At 69.0% G+C, this 14,178-nt stretch carries 12 protein-coding genes; 1 reads left to right on the forward strand and 11 read right to left on the reverse strand.

The features are described 5' to 3' along the window. Positions 1–23: 23 nt before the first annotated feature. The 11 genes from QZM15_RS04655 to QZM15_RS04705 all read right to left on the reverse strand — a co-directional run bounded on the left by QZM15_RS04655 (position 24) and on the right by QZM15_RS04705 (position 12,915). On the reverse strand, positions 24–884 hold the full coding sequence (locus QZM15_RS04655) for a carbohydrate ABC transporter permease (RefSeq protein ID WP_302105927.1): 861 nt from the start codon (positions 882–884) through the stop codon (positions 24–26). Further along, positions 881–1,750: a carbohydrate ABC transporter permease gene (locus tag QZM15_RS04660; protein ID WP_302105928.1), complete on the reverse strand. Its 870-nt coding sequence runs from the start codon at positions 1,748–1,750 to the stop codon at positions 881–883. The genes QZM15_RS04655 and QZM15_RS04660 overlap by 4 nt, the downstream gene beginning before the upstream one ends. A gap of 40 nt (positions 1,751–1,790) precedes the next feature. Next, positions 1,791–3,035, reverse strand: a complete 1,245-nt coding sequence (locus tag QZM15_RS04665) for an ABC transporter substrate-binding protein (RefSeq protein ID WP_302105929.1) — start codon at positions 3,033–3,035, stop codon at positions 1,791–1,793. 302 nt (positions 3,036–3,337) lie between these two features. After that, positions 3,338–4,546 (reverse strand): porin, encoded by a 1,209-nt coding sequence (locus QZM15_RS04670; protein ID WP_302105930.1) that lies wholly within the window; start codon positions 4,544–4,546, stop codon positions 3,338–3,340. A 171-nt stretch (positions 4,547–4,717) separates the two neighbouring features. Continuing rightward, entirely contained in the window at positions 4,718–5,656 is a 939-nt protein-coding gene (locus tag QZM15_RS04675; protein WP_059584816.1) for a helix-turn-helix domain-containing protein, read from the reverse strand. 69 nt (positions 5,657–5,725) lie between these two features. Beyond that, on the reverse strand, positions 5,726–6,322 hold the full coding sequence (locus tag QZM15_RS04680; protein ID WP_059584815.1) for a DUF3156 family protein: 597 nt from the start codon (positions 6,320–6,322) through the stop codon (positions 5,726–5,728). Continuing rightward, complete coding sequence (locus QZM15_RS04685) at positions 6,319–7,821, reverse strand: APC family permease (RefSeq protein WP_302105932.1); 1,503 nt, start codon at positions 7,819–7,821, stop codon at positions 6,319–6,321. Before QZM15_RS04685 ends, QZM15_RS04680 begins: the two co-directional genes overlap by 4 nt. Before the next feature lie 230 nt (positions 7,822–8,051). After that, positions 8,052–9,392: an aspartate aminotransferase family protein gene (locus QZM15_RS04690; protein WP_302105933.1), complete on the reverse strand. Its 1,341-nt coding sequence runs from the start codon at positions 9,390–9,392 to the stop codon at positions 8,052–8,054. A 70-nt stretch (positions 9,393–9,462) separates the two neighbouring features. Further along, positions 9,463–10,965: an aldehyde dehydrogenase family protein gene (locus tag QZM15_RS04695; RefSeq protein ID WP_124859929.1), complete on the reverse strand. Its 1,503-nt coding sequence runs from the start codon at positions 10,963–10,965 to the stop codon at positions 9,463–9,465. A gap of 169 nt (positions 10,966–11,134) precedes the next feature. Further along, entirely contained in the window at positions 11,135–11,863 is a 729-nt protein-coding gene (locus QZM15_RS04700) for a LuxR C-terminal-related transcriptional regulator (RefSeq protein ID WP_089465650.1), read from the reverse strand. A 170-nt stretch (positions 11,864–12,033) separates the two neighbouring features. Beyond that, positions 12,034–12,915, reverse strand: coding sequence for a neutral zinc metallopeptidase (locus QZM15_RS04705; protein WP_302105935.1), 882 nt, complete (start codon positions 12,913–12,915; stop codon positions 12,034–12,036). Between the two features lie 445 nt (positions 12,916–13,360). Here QZM15_RS04705 and QZM15_RS04710 point away from each other — a divergent pair, with 445 nt between their 5' ends. Next, a complete protein-coding gene (locus QZM15_RS04710; RefSeq protein WP_089465651.1) occupies positions 13,361–14,152 on the forward strand; it encodes an SDR family NAD(P)-dependent oxidoreductase in 792 nt (263 codons plus the stop codon). Positions 14,153–14,178: the final 26 nt, after the last annotated feature.

The raw sequence follows: 14,178 nt of genomic DNA on the forward strand, positions 1-14,178 counted from the left end.
ACCGGGCGCGGCCACGCCGCGCGTCACTTCAGCCCACCCGCGAACCCGCGCAACAGGTAGCGCTGCACGTAGCTGGCCACGGCCAGCGTCGGCAGCGACGCCATCAATCCCGCGCTCATCAGGTCGCCCCAGTCGATGCCGTTCTCCGTCACATAGCCGGCAATCGCGAGCGGCAGCGTGAAGCGGCTTGGCGTCGACACGAACAGCAGCGCGATCAGGAATTCGTTCCACGCCGCGATGAACACGAAGATCGCGGTCGCGATCAGCCCCGGCGCGCACAGCGGCAGCACGATCTGCACGAGCCGCCGCGCGAGCCCCGCGCCATCGATGCACGCCGCTTCCTCGTATTCGATCGGGACGTCGCGCACGAACGCGAGCAGCATCCAGATTGCCATCGGCAACGCGTAGATCTGGGACGCGAGCATCAGGCCGAGCGTCGAATCGAGCAGGTGCAGCCGCTTCGCGAGCGCGAACAGCGGCACCGCGATCGTGATCGGCGGCATCAGCTTCAACGCCAGCACGAGCACCAGGAACAGCAGGTCGAGCCGCGCCGGAAACCGCAGCCGCACGAGCGCGTATGCAGCCGGAAACGCGAGCGCCAGCGCGAGTAGCGTCGTGCCGAAGCCGACCAGCAGCGAATTGAACAGCGGCGCGCCGATGCCGTTCGCCCACACCGACGCAAAATGCGCGACGGTCGGCGCGGCCGGCCAGATCCGCAACGGATGATCGAGGCGTTCGAGCGTCGGCATGAAGGCCGCGCCGGCCATCCACAGGCACGGCAGCAGCAACAGCGCGAGCGCGACGACGCGCAGCGCCCACGGCATCGCGTGACCGAATGCAGCGCTCGCTCGTGCGCGCGGGATACCCGCCGATCGCGTCGTCATGCGCGCCGCTTGCGAACCGTCTGCCATACGTACCCCGAGACCAGCAGCGCGGACGCCGCAAGCATCAGCACCGACGCGGCGCTCGCCGGCCCGACGTTAAAGAAGCGGAAGCCCGTGTCGTAGATGTAGGTCGACAGCGTCTGCGTCGCGTTGCCGGGGCCGCCGCCCGTCAGCGCATAGACCTTGTCGAACAGCTTGAACGTGTCGATCGAGCGCAGCAGCAACGCGAGGCCGATCTGCGGCGCCGCGAGCGGCAGCGTGATGTCGCGCAGGCACTGCCATTCGCTCGCGCCGTCGGTGCGCGCGGCTTCGTACAGCTCCTGCGGGATCGACTGCAGCCCGGCCAGCACGATCAGGAACGCCATCGGCGTCCACTGCCACACGTCGACGAGCGCGAGCGACCACAGCGCGAGATGCGGGTCGGACAGCCAGCGCACGCCTTCGACGCCGAACACGGCGAGCAGCGCGTTCAGGAAGCCGTCGAAGTTCAGCCAGTTGCGCCAGATCGCCGAGCACACGAGCGTGGACAGCATCATCGGCAGGATCGCGAGCGGCAGCGCGATGCGCCGGCCAGGGAACGCGCGCACGAACAGCAGCGCGAGGCCGAAGCCAAGCGCCACTTCGGCCAGCGACGCGACGATCGTGAAGCGCAGCGTGTTGCCGAAGCCGGCCGTAAATGCGTCGTCGCCGAGCACCGCGCGATAGTTCGCGAGCCCCACGAACGCGCGGCGGCCGGACGAGTAATCGACCCGGCAGAACGAGTCGATCAGCACCTGCGCGACCGGATACAGCGCGAGCGCGGCGAGCACCAGCAGCGCGGGCCCGATCAGCGCGACGAACGGCAGGCCGCGGCCGAACGCTTTCATGCGCGACCTCCGGCCGACGGATTGACGTTGACGCGCGCGGTCACTTGCCAGCCGCGGCCGCAGCCGTCGCCTGCGCGATCTTCTGCTGCGCCTGGCGCAGCGCGGCGTCGGGCGCGGCCTGCCCCGTCAGCGCGAGCTGCAACTGGTCGCCGAGAATGCTCTCCACCTGCTGCCAGTCCGTCACGCGCGGCCGCGCACGGCCGGCCTCGAGCGCCTTCAGTTGATCGGGATACCAGCGGTACTGGCGCACCAGCGCCGGATCGTTGAACACGCTGCGGCGGGTCGGCGGAATGCCGATGCCGGCGAGGCGCGTCTGCGTATCGCGCGCGGTCAGGTAGGCGAGGAAGTCCTGCGCGAGCTTCGCGTGCGGCGCGTCCTTCGGAATGCCCATCTGCCAGATGCCGAGCATCGGCGCCGGGCCCGCGGTCTGCCCCGGCGGCGGCTGCAGCGCGATCTGCCCGACCACGCGCGACTGCTTCGGATCGTCGAGGGCCGGCACCCATGCCGGCCATACCTCGATCGACTGCGCGGCCGTGCCGCGCTGCAATGCGTCGCGCACTTCGGCCGCGCCGTACACGTCGACGTCCTTCGGCGCGAATGCCTTCAGCGCGAGGAAAGTCTTCAGCGCGGCCTGCGCTTCGCGGGAATCGATCGTCACGTTGCCGGCCCGGTCGAACACGTCGCCGCCGTACGCCCACAGGATCGGCAGAAAGCCCGTGACGACCGGGTTGCCCTTCGTGCCGCGGAACACGACGCCCGACACGCTCTTGTCCGCGCCGCCGACGGTCTGTGCGATCTTCAGCACGTCGTCCCAGTTGCGCGGCGGTTGCAGCTTGTACTTCGCGAGCAGATCCTTGCGGTACGCGAACATCTCGACGTTGCCGACGATCGGCAGCGCGTACAGCGCGCCCGCCGCGTTGCGGCCGAGCGCGACGGCGGACGGCACGAGATCGGCGTCCGCGAGCGACGCGGGCAGCGGCTTCAGCCAGCCGTTGCCGATGAATTCGGGCGCCCACGTGTCGTCCATCATCACGAGGTCGTACGCGCCGGTGCCTTCGCGCATCGACAGCTTGAGCTTCTGGTACAGGTTCGCGTTCGGCAGCTTGAGCAGCTCGACGTCGGTGCCCGGATGCAGCTTGGTGAAGCCGGCGACGGCATCGGCCAGCCCCTTGCCGTAGATGTCGTCGCGGCCTGCGATGACGAGATCGGCGGCCACGGCGTGCGTGGCGGCGAAGGACAGCGCAAGGGCGGCGGACAGCGCGCGCAGGCGGCTCAGCAAGGTCATGAGGTCTCTCTCGATCGGCGTATGGAGCGGAACGGTCATGCGTTGCACACGTGTGCAACGCCGGCGACACGTCGGGTCGCATGAAGCGTCGTCATTGTTCACGCAGACCGTGAAGGTATTGTGGCAACCCGCAAAGCCGGGCAACCTGACGCCCGCATTCCGTCCAGCCGGGCCCGTTCAGTTAAGCATACGGACGGCTTTTTTCAAGCATCGCTTTCCATCACTCGACCGGCGCAGGACCATACGCGTGGAGGCAGCACGGCGGCATGCGACCGACGTGCCGCCGCCAGCCGCATTCAGCGTCAAAAGTTCACACGAATCCCGGCCATGACCGCCAGTTGCCGGCTCGAATTGCTGTTCGCGAGCACCGGAATCTGCGCATAGTTCGCCGCGTTGCCGTCCGCATCGGTGCCGAGCCCCGTGCCGCTCGCGATCTGGCCGATCGCGACCGCATACAGCGCAGTGCGCTTCGACAGGCTGTAGTTCGTGCCGACGTTCACCTGGTGGAATCGCGTCGTGCCGCGCCCGTCCGTATGCGCGGCATTGAAAATGTACGCAACGCCGCCTTGCAGCGCCGGCGTGAACATGTACGTGACGTTCAGCTCGCCGATGTCGAACGTGAACGCCTGCGTGCGCGGCTGCGCGGCGGTCGAGAAATAGCGGCTGTCGCCGAGACGCGTATGCGTATAGGTCAGCGCGACCGTCGCCGCGCCGAACGTGACCGACCCACCCGCGCCGAACGCACGCATCGAGCCCGCATCCTGCAGCAGACAGTACATCGCGCCCGGGTTGCTGCACGCGAAATCGCCGATATAGCCGCTCGCGCCGCCGAGCGCCGCGTCGAGCGGCTGATGCAGGTCGAGGTAGCCGACCGAGAAGGCCACCGGCGAGCGCGTGTACGTCGCGGCTACCGCATAGCCACGCTTCGCGGAAAAATCGCCGGCCTGGCCGCCGAAGCTGAACGTGCCGCCGAACGTGAGGCCGTTGAAATCGGCACTGGTGAACTTTACCGCGTTGTTGAAGTTGAACGCGGCATTCAGGTTGTCGACGTCGCCGAGATGCGAGCCATACGGCGTCGCCCAGTTGTTGCTCGACACGTACGCGCCGAGCATGTCCGTGTACGAATCGTATTGGCGGCCGAGGCCGAGCGTGCCGATCGAATCCTGGCGCAGCCCGACCCACGCCTGCCGGCTGAACGCGGTGCCGCCCTGCAGCGCCTGCCCGCTCGCGGACAGGAACTGCTGCTCGAGCGTGAACACCGCACTCAGGCCGCCGCCGAGCGGCTCGGCGCCCTGGAAGCCGAAGCGGGACGGCACGAGGTTGCCGCCGCCCATCTGCCATGCATGGCCGCCGCCCGTGCTGCCGTCGGCGCGCGTGAACTGCTGGTTCGTCGAATAGATGATGCCGGTGTCCACGGTGCCGTACAGCGTCACGCTTCCCGAAGTCTGCGCGTGCGCGTGCAGGCAACCCAGCATGGCCGCGGCTGCGGTCAGTCGTCGTCCGTTCTTCATGTCCCGCCCCTCAATGGTCATCGGTTCGCAGTACAAACCGATGGTGTTGTCGATATGGGTGGCAGGACTGTATCCAGCGAAAATTCCAGACCTCTATCCCAAATCAGCAAACGGTGATGAGGACGGGCGACACATGACGATACTCGGCGGCGCGGCCGCGGCGGGAAGGCGTCATTCGGGACGCAAGGTTTGCGACGGCAGCTCGCCGAACAGGTCGCGATACTCGCGCGCGAAATAGCCGAGATGCGTGAAGCCCCAGCTCGCGGCGGCTTCGCCGACGCCGAGTTGCCGCACCGACGTCGTGCGCAGCAGGCGACGCACCGCATTCAGCCGGATCGTGCGCAGGTAGCCGACCGGCGTGACGTCGGCCACGCGCTGGAAGCTCGTTTGCAGCGTACGGCGGCTGCAACGCAGCGCGCGGCAGAGTTCGAGCACGGTGACGGGTTCCTCGGGCCGGTCGCGCAGATGCTTCTCGCAGCGGCTCACGATGTCGCTGTAGGTGGCGTGCGTGATGTCGCGGCGCTCGACGCCGATCCCCTGTTCGAGCGCGTCGAGGAACATGCCGAGCATCGCGTCGCGAAACATCTTGCGGGTGGCCGCGTATTCGAGGCAGCCCGGATTGCGCTGCGCGTCGTCGATCAGCGACGACAGCCGCACGCCGAGCGCGACGCCCTGCGCGTCGGACAGCCGCGTCACGTGCCGCAGCCGGCGCGCGCCGGCCGCGCCGAATTCGGCCTCGCACAGCTCGTCGACCATGTCGGACGCCGCGCTGATCCCGACGAGCCCCATCCCTTCCGGCGTGTGGAATTCGAAATCCTCGCCGGCGCGCAGCGCGAGCAGCGCATAGCCGTCGACCGGCTGGCCCTGGAACGTGCCCGCGAGCGGCACGGACAACGGCACCGCGAGCGACGTGCGCCCGGCCGGCGCGAGCCCGGTTTGCGCGACGCGCCGGTTGGTCGTTTCCCGGAAGAAGTGGAAATCGTCGTACAGCACCTGCGTGACGGTGCCCTTGAAACGGCCCGGCGTCATCTGACGGTACACCTGATGCCAGCCCGCGATCGCGAGCCCGTGATCGTGCACGTCTTCGTGTGAGCGTGACTGGAACAGCATCGGCACCTCCGGTAAAACCCTGATTTCTCGATGCGACCGCCGGGTTCACGCGGCACGCATCGCCACAGCTTACCCTCGCAAAATCCCGCGCAGTGCGGCTTCGAACGCAAGACAGGCCGCCGACAGCGCGGCGGCCTGCTCGTCGATCAGCCTGACATAGCGGCGAAACGACGGCATCCGGTTCACGACCTCGCTACCGCCGAACGGCACGATCGCGAGCGTCCAGCGGCCATCGCGCGCGGCGATCGCGCAGTCGGTCAGGTGCAGCCCGCGCAGCGCGTCGGCCAGCGACGGCCCGGCAAGCAGCGCGGCCAGCGTGTCGATGAAGACGGGGTCGCATCCGGGCGCGGGCACGGCTTCGATACCCGTACGGCGCAGCCAGCCGGTCTGCCGCACGCATGCGCTGCCCTGCGCGGCCGGGCCGTCGGCGGCGGCCGTCACCGTCACGCTGACCGTATGCATCAGGAACTGGCGCTCGACGCGCTCGTCGATGCCCACGCGCACGCCGTTCGGCAGCCGTGCCGAGACGCCGCCGACGCCACCGACCGCGTCGGCGTCGCGCACGGCCCGCAGGTCGGCGAGCACGCGCGCGGCGATCGCGCCGGGCCGATGGCCGGGCGGCGGCGCATCGAGCGCCGCACGCCGCGAGCCAAGCGCGGCCTTCACGACGCGACGTGCTCGTTGCGCAGCACGTCCTCGACCGGCACCGGCCTGAACGGATGCCGGCGCTGCACGACGAGCGTCCAGAACAGCGCATACAGCGCGGTGAGCCCGAGCATCGCGCCGAACGGCACGTAGATGTCGCGCGCGTTCATGCCGGGCGGCGTGATGTACCAGATCGCGAGCACGATGCCGACGCTCGACACGATCTGCGGCAGCGGGAACAGCGGCGAGCGGTACGGGCGCGGCAAGTCAGGCCGGCGGATGCGCAGCATCACGACCGACGCGGTGACGAGCAGGTACGCGGTGCCCCACGCGCAGGTGGCGGCGAGCACGAGGTGGAGGATGCTGTCGAGGTTGCCGTTGATCAGCCACGCATGAACGATCGGCACGATCGCCGACGCGACGATGCCGACCACCGGCGTCTTGAAGCGCGGATGCAGGTACGCGAAGCAGCGCGGCAGCGCGCCGTCGATCGCCATCCCGTACAGGATGCGCGGCAGCCCGGCCATCAGCGTGTTGATCGTCGCGGCGCCCGCGCACAGGAACGCGATGCCGAACCAGATCCGCCCGAACGGCCCGAGCACCTGCAGCGCGAACGCGGGGATCGCGCCCGGCGTGTCGAGCAGATGCGTGAGGCCGTCGGGGCTCACCGGCACGTTCGCGACCTGGCGGCGGATCGCCGCGCCGTACAGGAACATGCAGATCGCGACGCCGACGAGGCCGAGCGCCATCGCGCGCGGAATCGTGCGCCCCGGCGCCTTCATTTCCGGCGCGAGCGGCGTGACGAACTCGCAGCCGACGAACATGAACATCGCCATCCCGACGAGCGACAGCACGGACGAGATCGACGTACCGACTTCCGAGCCGCCGAACCAGCCGTCCAGATGCACGGCCGGCGCGGCCGCGAGCCCGAGAATCCCGAAGATCATCAGCGACAGCCACATGCCGGCCGTCAGCACGATCTCGAGCTTACTGAACACCTTGATGCCGATGATGTTGGTGATCGCGAACGTGACCACGAGGCCGACGCCGACGAGCCACGAACTATTGTGCTTCTCGAACGCGGCGTTCAGCGATTCGAAGTTCACGAGCGCCATGATGCCGCTCAGGATCGTCTCCGCGGTGCCGGCGAACACGTGCACGAGGAAATACGCGGAAATCGTGCCGGTGATCGCCCAGAAGCGGCCGAGCCCGCACGACAGGTAATCGTAAACCGAGCCGGCCGTCGGCAGCATCGCGGCGGCTTCGGAGAAGGTCGTGGCCTGCGCCTGCATCATCACGAACGCGACGATCATCGCGACCGCGAACGCCCAGCCGCCCATCCCGAAGCCCGACGTCGCGGTGAGGATCACCGGGCTCGCCATGATGAGGCCGACCGCGCTCGCCAGCGCGGTCGGGAAACCGACCGCGCCGGCCTTCAATGCGGCGCCGCCGCCTGCTTCAGCCGGCGAGCCGGCGGACGTATCGCCCGCGGCGCCGGTCATTCCCGACCATCCCGACATCGTTGTCTCCTTCGTGGGTTGGCCCGAACCGGCGCTTCGTCAGCGGCCGGGGCCAGATGCTTTGCGGTCGGCCCCGGGCGGTGCGTCAGCGCGTCGATGCCCCGGGCCCCTGTCGATCACGGCGTGATCCGATGTCGAAAAAATACGCAGGCAAAATAATCCGGTCATAGCGCAAATCGGCAAACCCGCGATGGCGTTTACCCTCCGCCGCGGGTTTGCCGGTCACGCCGTCATGCGAACGGCACGGCCTCGAAGCCGGCCGCGAGCGCGTCGACGATCCGGTCGAGCTGTTCGCGCTGGATCACGAGCGGCGGCGACAGGATGATCTTCGTGCCGACCGGACGCACCAGCACGCCGTTCTCGCGCGCGACTTCCGCGACCGCGTTCGCGTAGCCGGACAGCGGATCGATCGGCTCGCGCGTGTCTTTGTTCGCGACGAGGTCGAGCGCGAGCATCAGCCCCTTGCCGCGCACCTCGCCGACCGCCGCGAAGCGTTCCGCGAACGGCCGCAGCGCCTCGAGCAGATACGCGCCCTGCTTCGCCGCATTCGCCGGCAGATCCTCCTTCACGACGATGTCGAGGCTCGTGATCGCGGCCGCGCACGCGACCGGGTGGCCGGCGTACGTGTAGCCGTGCATGATCGCGCCGCCGAAATCGGCGTTCGCGGCGAACGCGTCCTCGATCCGCGCGTTCACGACCGTCGCGCCGAGCGGCACGTAGCCCGACGAAATCCCCTTCGCGAGACACATGATGTCCGGGCGCACGCCCCACCCGCGGCTGCCGAACATACTGCCGCTGCGGCCGAAGCCCGTCACGACTTCGTCGGCGATCAGCAGCACGCCGTAGCGGTCGCACACCTCGCGCACGAGCGGCCAGTAGTTGGCCGGCGGCACGATCACGCCGCCCGCGCCCTGGATCGGCTCCGCGATGAACGCGGCGATGGTGTCCGGGCTCTGGAACTCGATCTCGCGCGCCAGCATTTCCGCGCAGATCCGGCCGAGTTCCTCCGGGTCCTGCGTAAACGGATTGCGGTACAGCCACGGCGTCTCGACGTGGAAGCAGCCGGGCAAATTCGGCTCGTAGTTGCGGCGGAACACCGTGTTGCCGTTCACCGACGCGCCGCCGAAATGCGTGCCGTGATAACCCTGCTTCAGCGAGATGAACTTCGTGCGATCGGCCTGGCCGCGCACCTTCCAGTACTGGCGCGCGATCTTCAGCGCGGTCTCGATCGAATCGGAGCCGCCCGAGCTGTACAGCACGCGGCGCATCCCTTCCGGTTCGAGCATGTCGATCACCTTCTTCGACAGCTCCTCGGCGCGCGGATGCGAGATGCCGTCGAACAGCTGGAAGTATTCGAGCTCGTCGAGCTGGCGCACGATCGCGTCCTTCACTTCCTGGCGGTTGTGGCCGACGTTCACGTTCCACAGACCCGCGACGCCGTCGACGAGCTTGCGCCCCTGTTCGTCGAACACGTAACAGCCGTCGCCGCGCACGATGCGGATCGGCTTGCGCTGTTTCATTTCGTTCGGGTGCAGCATCGGGTGCCAGAACTTCGCTTCGTTGTAGCTCATTGCAGTCTCCACTTTCGGATCGGTTGTTGCGGTTTTTGCGGTTTTTGCGGTGGTCGGATCGGCCCGCGCGTCAGTGCGCGATGCACACGGATTTGGTTTCGGTGAAGCCTTCGATCGCGTACTGCCCGAATTCGCGGCCGATGCCCGATTGCTTGTAGCCGCCGAACGGCATCGACGGATCGAGCGGGATATGGCAGTTCACCCACACGGTGCCGGCCTCGATTCGCGGCACGAGATTCATCACGCGCTTCAGGTCGTTGCTCCAGATGCTCGCGGCGAGGCCGTACGGCGACGCGTTCGCGAGGCGTATCGCGTCGGCCGCGTCGTCGAACGGCACGACGACGATCACCGGGCCGAACACCTCGTCGCGCACGATCGCGCTGTCCGGATGCGGATCGGCGATCACGGCCGGCTTCACGTAATAGCCGGGCAGATCGTCGGCCGGCGTGCCGCCCGCGAGGAACGTGAGGCCCGCGCGGCGCGCGCCTTCGATGTGCTCGACCACCTTGTCGCGATGGTGCGCGGACACGAGCGGGTTGATCTGCGCGGTGGTGTCGAGCCCCGCGCCGAGCTTCATCGACCGCGCGACGCCCGCGAGGCCGTCCGCGAGCTGCGCGAACCTGCTGCGATGCACATAAAGGCGCGACGCGGCCGCGCACACCTGCCCCTGGTTGAAGAACGCGCCGGCGGCGACGCCGTCGAGCGCCTGCGCGACGTCGACGTCGTCGAGCATCACGATCGGGTTCTTGCCGCCGAGCTCCAGCGAGAAGCGCGTCATGTTCTGCACGGCCGCCGCGCCGACCAGCTTGCCGGTCGCGGTCGAGCCGGTGAACGAGATCTTCGCGATCGACGGGTGGCTCGCGAGCGCCGCGCCGCAAACGCGCCCGCCCGTGACGACGTTGAACACGCCGGGCGGCACGCCGGCTTCGCGTGCGAGCTCGGCCAAGCGCAGCGCGGTGAGCGGCGTTTCCGGCGACGGCTTCAGCACGATCGTGCAGCCGGCCGCGAGCGCCGGAATCAGCTTCCACACCGCGATCATCAGCGGGAAATTCCACGGCACGATCGCGGCGACCACGCCGACCGGCTCCTTGCGCGTATAGGCCGTATAGCGCGCGCCGGGCGGGAACGGAATCGACACGTCGAGCGTCTGGCCGGTGATCTTGGTCGCCCAGCCGGCCATGTAGCGCACATATTCGACGCTCGCGCCGACCTCGATCGCGCGCGACACGTGAATCGACTTGCCCTGGTTCAGCGTTTCGAGCTGCGCGAGCGTTTCGGCGTCGGCTTCGATCAGGTCCGCGAGTTTCAGCAGGATGCGCTCGCGCTCGGCCGGCCGCAGCCCGCTCCACACGCGCGCGTCGAACGCGTGTTTCGCGCTGGCGACCGCGCGGTCGACGTCGTGTGCGTCGGCGTCCGCGACGGTGGCGAGCCGCTCGCCCGTGGCCGGGTTGTACACGTCGAGGCGTGCCGCCGCATGCGCGGGCTGCATGGCGCCGTCGACGAAGAGGCCGAAATCGCGCGCGACGAAGGTGCGCACGGTGTCGCTGACGGCGACGAAGTTCGTGTTGCTCATGGGCGTCTCGTTGATTGTCGTGGCTGGGCCGCGTGCCGGTAAGGCACGCGGGCGTCGGACCACTGTATCGACGAGGGATCGCGCCCGGTGAGCGCAAATTGGCAGCGCGTCATCGGCAAGACGATCGCGCATCGAATTGCACGATCTCGCGGGCCGGCCGGCAGCGCGATTACAGGAACAATGCGCCGACCAGCTCCGTGCGATTCGACACGCCGAGCTTGCGGTACATGCGCATCAGGTGGGTCTTGATCGTCGGTTGCGCGAGCGCGAGATCGCGCGCGATCTCCTTGTTCGAGCGGCCGTCGCGCACGAGCCGTGCGATCTGCTCCTCGCGGTAGGTCAGCCGTTCCTCGCAACCGATCCGGTGGATTCCGCGCCGTGCACGCAGCAGCGGGCTCAGCGCGGCTTCGGCGACAGGTTGCAGCCGCGCGAGCGCGTCGATCTCGCCGGGTGCGAACCGTCCTGCCGTGCCGTTGCCGTTCGCGTCGCCCATGCCGAAGCGCAGCAGCGAGAACGCGCCGACCGTGCGGCCCGCGTCGCGCAGCCAGATCTCGACGACGTCGGCCACGTCGTGCCGCCGCAGAAACCGGGTCCAGTACGCGGACGCGGCGCGTCTTTCGTCAGGCAGTTGGGATGCGAGCGTGACGACCGCGCATTCGCCCGACGCGCAGCGCGACGGATGCAGTGGATCGAGCATCCGGTAGCGGGCGACATAGGTGCGATGCATCGATTCCGGCATCCCGAACAGCTCGAAATCGGCCGGCTCGCCGCTGTGGTCGAGCCGATAGAACACGATCGCCGACGGGCTCGCGAATGCGTCGAACGCGTCCACGCACGCGCGCAGCGTGCGTCGCCAGTCGGCGGCGTCGTGGTCGGCGGAAACGAATGAGGTCGGCATCGGGAATCGGCTGGCGGATGGACGACAACGAATGTCGACGTCCGGGCCAGCCTACCGGCGCCGAAAAAGCGCCGGTGAGCACAAATCGGCAAATCGTCCCGGGCCGGCCAGCGGCCAGTGGCCGGTTCAGCCGAGACGATATCGGCGCGCGACCGTGCGCGCGCCTCGTTTCAGCGTGCGTTCGCGGCGAACGTGTCGCAGGCGCTCACCGCGCCCGACTCCATCCCGCGCCGCAGCCAGTACACGCGCTGTTCGCTGGTGCCGTGCGTGAAGCTTTCGGGCACGACGTAGCCCTGCCCTTGCTGCTGCAGCCGATCGTCGCCGATCGCTGCAGCCGCCTTCAGCCCCTGCTCGAAATCGCCCGGCTCCATCAGCCGCTGGTTCGCGCGCTGCGCGTTGTTCGCCCACACGCCGGCGAAGCAGTCGGCCTGCAACTCCATCCGCACCGACAGCGCATTCGCGCGCGCCTGGCTCGACCGCCGGCGCGCGGCATCGACCTTGTCGGCGATGCCGAGCAGGTTCTGCACGTGATGGCCGACTTCGTGCGCGATCACGTAGGCCTGCGCGAAATCGCCGCCCGCGCCGAAACGCTTGCGCAGCTCGTCGTAGAAGCCGAGATCGATGTACACGTTGCGGTCGCCCGGGCAGTAGAACGGCCCCATCGCGGTCTGGCCGGTGCCGCACGCAGTCGGCGTCGAGTTCGTGAACATCACGAGCTTCGGCGGTTCGTATTGCGCGTGCAATTGCGTGTTGAACACGCCCGTCCACGTGCGTTCGATATTGCCGAGCACCTTGCGCGTGAACACCGCGCCCGGATCGTTCGCCGGCGCGCCCTGGCGCTGGGTCGGCGCGGGCTGCGCCTGCTGCTGGCGGCCCTGCAGCGCCGACGCGCCTTCGAGCACGACGCGCGGGTCGATCCCGAAGAAATACGATGCGGCCAGCGCGACTACGATCGTGCCGATGCCGATCGTCGCGCCGCGCCCGCCGCCGAAACCGCCGGCGCCACGGCGATCCTCGACGTTCATGCTTTCTCTTTCGTCGTCCAGCCTCATTGCCGGCCCCTCCCTGTTCTTGTCGATGGTCCGCCCGCGCCAGCGCGCGACCGGGCGATACGCCGTGGCGACACGATCCGTCGGCGGACGCGATGCTTGCGCATCGGATGTCCGCTCGCGCCGCTCCCGCCTGCCGCGCATTTGCCGGCCGCGCCTTCGCCGGCCGCGCCCTTGCGGGTCGCACCATTCGTACGACGGAATCGGACGGCCGACGCGCCGCGCGCCGCTGCGCGCCCGCCCACGCTATTTTGCCGGGCTTTCGTGGCTTATCGCAAAAATGTGGAGGATAGAGCGATTCGGCGCCGGACATCGTCAGCCTTTGCAAAATGGGCGCCGGCCGCCGCGCTTGGCCATCCGGACGGCCCGCGTTCATCCTTTCGGCGGATACCGGCGCGCGCCGGCGCCGCCTAAAGTGGCCGGAACACCCCCCTTTCCGGAGAACGACATGACGCACCCGCCACCCCGCACGATCGCGATCACCGGCGCAGGCACCGGCATCGGCGCTGCGTGCGCGCGCCGCTTCGCCCGTCGCGGCGACCGCGTCGTACTGATCGGGCGCCGCCCGGCGCCGCTCGCTGCACTCGCGGCCGAAACCGGCGGCCTCGCGCTTGCCGGCGACGCCGCCAGCGCAGCCGACTGGGCCGCTTTCCTGCCGCGCATCGCCGACCGCTTCGGCCGCGTCGACGCACTCGTCGCGTGCGCGGGCGGCCACGGCGTCGGCCGCGCGGACGAAACCGGCGACGCGCAATGGCGCGACGCGATGCACGCGAACCTCGATACCGCGTTCGTCAGTGCGCGCGCATGCCTGCCCGACCTGATCGCGCAGCGCGGCAATATCGTGCTGGTCGCGTCGATCGCGGCGCTCGCGGCCGGGCCCGGCGTATGCGGCTATACGGTCGGCAAGCACGCGCTGCTCGGGCTGGCGCGATCGCTCGCACGCGACTACGGCCCGCACGGCGTGCGGGCGAACGCCGTCTGCCCGGGCTGGGTCCGCACGCCGATGGCCGATGCGGAAATGGCACCGCTGATGGCCGCGCACGGCGATTCGCTCGACGCCGCGTACACCCGCGTGAGCGCCGACGTGCCGCTGCGGCGCGCGGCCGATCCCGACGAGATCGCGGCCGTCTGCGCGTTCCTGGCGTCGCCCGACGCGTCGTTCGTGACCGGCGCGACGCTCGTCGCGGACGGCGGCGCGCTGGCCGTCGACGTGCCGACGCTCGCGTTCGACCGGCTTTGACGCCCACAAGAAGGCGTCGCGCGTGC

The organism is Burkholderia sp. AU44665, from assembly GCF_030504405.1.
GTDB lineage: Bacteria > Pseudomonadota > Gammaproteobacteria > Burkholderiales > Burkholderiaceae > Burkholderia > Burkholderia semiarida.

Coding starts and splice junctions, on each gene's coding strand:
- QZM15_RS04655 (WP_302105927.1), bottom strand. CDS start 884: ATGACGACGCGATCGGCGGGTATCCCGCGCGCACGAGCGAGCGCTGCA.
- QZM15_RS04660 (WP_302105928.1), bottom strand. CDS start 1,750: ATGAAAGCGTTCGGCCGCGGCCTGCCGTTCGTCGCGCTGATCGGGCCC.
- QZM15_RS04665 (WP_302105929.1), bottom strand. CDS start 3,035: ATGACCTTGCTGAGCCGCCTGCGCGCGCTGTCCGCCGCCCTTGCGCTG.
- QZM15_RS04670 (WP_302105930.1), bottom strand. CDS start 4,546: ATGAAGAACGGACGACGACTGACCGCAGCCGCGGCCATGCTGGGTTGC.
- QZM15_RS04675 (WP_059584816.1), bottom strand. CDS start 5,656: ATGCTGTTCCAGTCACGCTCACACGAAGACGTGCACGATCACGGGCTC.
- QZM15_RS04685 (WP_302105932.1), bottom strand. CDS start 7,821: ATGTCGGGATGGTCGGGAATGACCGGCGCCGCGGGCGATACGTCCGCC.
- QZM15_RS04690 (WP_302105933.1), bottom strand. CDS start 9,392: ATGAGCTACAACGAAGCGAAGTTCTGGCACCCGATGCTGCACCCGAAC.
- QZM15_RS04695 (WP_124859929.1), bottom strand. CDS start 10,965: ATGAGCAACACGAACTTCGTCGCCGTCAGCGACACCGTGCGCACCTTC.
- QZM15_RS04700 (WP_089465650.1), bottom strand. CDS start 11,863: ATGCCGACCTCATTCGTTTCCGCCGACCACGACGCCGCCGACTGGCGA.
- QZM15_RS04705 (WP_302105935.1), bottom strand. CDS start 12,915: ATGAGGCTGGACGACGAAAGAGAAAGCATGAACGTCGAGGATCGCCGT.
- QZM15_RS04710 (WP_089465651.1), top strand. CDS start 13,361: ATGACGCACCCGCCACCCCGCACGATCGCGATCACCGGCGCAGGCACC.